Raw genomic sequence first — 3,102 nt, forward strand, 5'->3', positions numbered from 1 at the left:
GCCACGAACCCGCCGCCTGCCGTGGCTGCGGCGCGGACCTGGCCGGTGCGCCCGTGTTCGACGAGCGCCGGCACCAGGTGTTCGACGCCAAGGTCGACTACGGCACGGGCGCCCAACCGAGCCGGGTCGTGCTCGCGGACTTCGACGAGGACGCCAACGTCGACATCGCGGTCGCCAATCTGGACGACGCCACGGTGTCGGTGCTGTTGGGCAACGGGGATGGCACCTTCGACACCAAGGTCGACTACGCGACGGACGTCACGCCCATCTCGCTCGAGGCGGCGGATCTCGACGGTGACTCAGCGGTCGATCTGGTGACGGTGAACTCGGCGGCGGCTTCCGTGTCCGTATTGCCCGGCAATGGTGACGGCACTTTCGCCACCAAGGCGGACTTCGGCGTCGACAGCACGCCGTTCTCCGTCGCGGTGGGCGACTTCAACGAGGACAGCCGACCGGATGTGACCACCGCCAACTACAGCCCGGCGACCGTGTCCGTCCTGCTGAACACCACGAGCCCGTAGGGTCCGGACGGTCTGCCAGGCTGGATGGCGGGCCCTCAGGCAACCGAATGGATGATCGTCCCGGTATAGGTGCCTGTCACCGCGGTGACAGGCACCGACACCCTCAGAGTTGGCTGCCACACCACGGAACTGCTGGTCATCACAGTTGAGCTGTAGCTGAACGCTGTGCGCGCGGTGTCCAGGGGCTGCGCGTTGTTCGCGGTGGGCTGACCGGGAGTCCAGCTACCGGGGCCCGTCTTCGACACCACCGGGCCCGACCAGTACGACATTCTGCCTCGCGCAATCGTCTCGGGGGCCGTGCCGGCTCCGGTGGTGAAGTCGCTCGCCGCCACCGTCGCTGTCCAGGTACGGACGCCGGAGCTGTTCACCCGCACCTGGCCGAGCTGGACCGTGGCCGTCTGCCCGGTTTCCACCGACCCGAGACTGGCCGTGCCCGGGGCGGTGATGGAAGCGGCCATCCGCGCCCGGGGGATCAAGAAGAGCATGCGGCCCGTTGCGGCCTGCGCGCGTTGGCCCTCTGTCGAGGGCAGCACCAGACAGCTCCCCAGCAGCATCACTGCCGTCCCGATCCGTACAGGGAGTCGGGGCCATGACAGGCATCGCGCCCCTACCCGGATTCCTTTCTGCGTCACGGAAGCCGAGAGGCCTCCCATGTCCTTGGCCGACAGAACAGATGCTGGCGCGCTTGCGGCGGCTGGATCGTGTGCGTGCACCCGTTCAACCGCCCAACGGCGTTTCAGGGCCGGCTCGGGGCGGCCCGGCGTCGGCGATACCTCACCAGCGTCAGGGCAGCAGCGCAGGCGGCCAGCACACCTGCCGCGGCGGACCAGATCCCGCCGTGCGACGACGTGATGATGGCCGCGAGGCTGGTGCCGCCGGGGGCCGGGAAGGTCAACCGTGCCGACAGGCTCTGCTTGACCGTTCCGCTCTCCAGATGCAGTCGCGCGGTCCATGGGCCCGCGGGCAGTCGCCTGTCCAGGCCGTCCACACTGACCGTGCCCCGGCCGCCGGGAGGCAGCGTGGTGCCCTGCGTGACGTTACGCCCCGGCGCGTCCAGCCCGCCGGGACCATCCAAAAGGCGAAGCTTGCCCTGCAGGTCCAGTGCCCGCTTGCCCGTGTTGTGCACGTGGGCGAGCACACTCGGTGCGCCGTCCTTGTCACGGCGGGCAACCAGCTTGGTGATGCGGAAGTCGGCGTATTCCCCGCTGTCGCTGACGTCCAGATACACCCGTGTGCCCACCCGCATGATGGAGCCGATGTTGTGCTGGGCGTCCGGTGGGGTTTCGTTCTGCGCCCACACCACCGCATACCGCTCTCCCGGCGCCGCGTCCTGCGGCACTTTGATGGTGACCTTCCCTTCGGCCTTCTCCCACGGATCGAGCACCAGTGCACCCGGTCGGATGCTGGTCCACCTGGACAGTTCGTTCGGCCTCCTGCCGTCGGCGAAAACGAACCGGTTCTTGGCGATCTTCGCCGCGGCCGCGTACAGCTTCACCTCACGCTTGGTGCCGGACTTGTTGGCCACCTCGAACCGGCGCTCAATGGTCGTCCCCGGCTTCAGGTGATCGACGATGTACTTCAGCGCACGCGGATCATCCCGCCGCACGACAGGGGCCTCAAGAAGCCGGAATCCGATATACCCCAGCTCCTGCGCGTCTTCGGACGATGCGGACACAGCCAACGCGGGCGGGCAGAGGAAGGCGTTGGCCAGTACGGTCGCAGCCGCAGCCGCAGCCGCAGCCGCCAGCTGACGCAAGGATGCAGGTCTTCTGTGCACGATGCTGGACGCCTCAGGCCACGGAGTGAGTCACGGTGCCTTGATAATCACCGGAGACACTTGACGCGGGAACGCTGACGGTCAGCGTGGGATTCCAGCTCACGGAGTTGGCGCCGTTGCCGCTGGCCCGGGAGAACGCCGTACGGGGCGCGGCCAGGGTTCCCGCAGTCCCGGGTGTGAACGGAGGGTTGACCGGATTGATCGCCGCCCCCGGATCGTAGGTGACGTTACTGCCCGGGATTGTCTCGGCCGCAGTACCGGCGCCCGTCGTGAAGCCGGGGGCCGCCAGCGATACCGTGGCCGTCCAGGTGGTATTGAGCTGGGACCGCTGGTCGTTCACCGTGACATTGCCCAGCGCGCCGGTGGCCTGGCCGCCGGGGGCAGCAGAGGAGAGAGTGGCATTGGCCGGCGCAGAGATGGTCAGCCCCGTCGTCGCCGTCACAGTAGACGTGGTCACCGTGTCGACAGCCGACGTCGGCACCGAGGTCGCCACCACCGCGCCCATCGCCCCGGCACAGACAATCACAGTATTCCGAACACGCATCCCTGCTCCTCACGCACATGATCACTGAGTCTTTGCCAGTAACGGATCATGGCGTTGTGTGATCGTTCAGATGGTGCGGTCGTCCTCGAGTTGGAGCAGGACGAGGGCTGCGGCGGCGATCTTCGTGATACGGCTGGGGTCGAGGCTGACCCGGCGCAGGGCCTTGAAGGTGGTCTTGAGCAGGGAGTTGGCGCGCTCGCAGACACCATGGATGCCGCGGATGACCTTGTTGTAGGTCTGCTGGGCCTCGGTCAGCTCGC

5 protein-coding genes are annotated in these 3,102 nt (G+C 67.7%); 1 reads left to right on the forward strand and 4 read right to left on the reverse strand.

Features of this window, described 5'->3' with window-relative positions; genetic code table 11:
* On the forward strand, nt 1-521 hold a 521-nt coding region (locus H8R17_RS44810), incomplete at its 5' end, for a VCBS repeat-containing protein (RefSeq protein ID WP_187828896.1).
* Nucleotides 522-556: 35 nt separating this feature from the next.
* Here the strand turns inward: H8R17_RS44810 and H8R17_RS44815 are convergent.
* The 4 genes from H8R17_RS44815 to H8R17_RS48425 all read right to left on the reverse strand — a co-directional run.
* A complete protein-coding gene (locus tag H8R17_RS44815; RefSeq protein WP_187828897.1) occupies nt 557-1,054 on the reverse strand; it encodes a hypothetical protein in 498 nt (165 codons plus the stop codon).
* A gap of 203 nt (nt 1,055-1,257) precedes the next feature.
* Nucleotides 1,258-2,196 (reverse strand): peptidase, encoded by a 939-nt coding sequence (locus tag H8R17_RS44820; protein WP_316959749.1) that lies wholly within the window; start codon nt 2,194-2,196, stop codon nt 1,258-1,260.
* 115 nt (nt 2,197-2,311) lie between these two features.
* A complete protein-coding gene (locus H8R17_RS44825) occupies nt 2,312-2,842 on the reverse strand; it encodes a hypothetical protein (RefSeq protein WP_187828898.1) in 531 nt (176 codons plus the stop codon).
* A gap of 66 nt (nt 2,843-2,908) precedes the next feature.
* A partial coding sequence (locus H8R17_RS48425; RefSeq protein WP_262506045.1) for a transposase family protein occupies nt 2,909-3,102 on the reverse strand: 194 nt, incomplete at its 5' end.

Source organism: Streptomyces sp. TRM68367 (assembly GCF_014495685.1).
In the GTDB taxonomy this organism is placed as follows: domain Bacteria; phylum Actinomycetota; class Actinomycetes; order Streptomycetales; family Streptomycetaceae; genus Streptomyces.